Here is a 309-nt window from a genome sequence, read left to right on the forward strand (position 1 = left end):
GTGTCGCTGAGACAACCAGCCTTGTGCTGCAATGCCCGGCCTTCGTCGGTCAACGCAATCAACACCTGGCGCTCGTTGCTCAGGTTTCTGGTCCTGCGCAGCAACCCGGATGTCTCAAGGCGCTTCAATAGCGGCGTCAGCGTGCTGGATTCCAGGGCAAGGGCGTTGGCAATGGCACCGACCGTCTGCCCATCTTCGCTCCACAACACATTGAGCACGAGGTACTGCGGGTACGTCAGGCCCAACTCGTCGAGAAGAGGTTTGTAGGCGCGCTGGATTGCAATTCCGGCAGTGTAAATCGCGTAGCAC

The 309-nt window shown here is 59.2% G+C and carries 1 protein-coding gene; it reads right to left on the reverse strand.

What is annotated here, in order from left to right; translation table 11 throughout:
- Positions 1 to 309, reverse strand: a 309-nt coding sequence (locus AF337_RS13645) for a MarR family winged helix-turn-helix transcriptional regulator (protein WP_049732493.1), incomplete at both ends; no start/stop codon positions are given.

It is taken from the genome of Rhizobium ecuadorense, from assembly GCF_001187535.1.
Lineage (GTDB): Bacteria > Pseudomonadota > Alphaproteobacteria > Rhizobiales > Rhizobiaceae > Rhizobium > Rhizobium ecuadorense.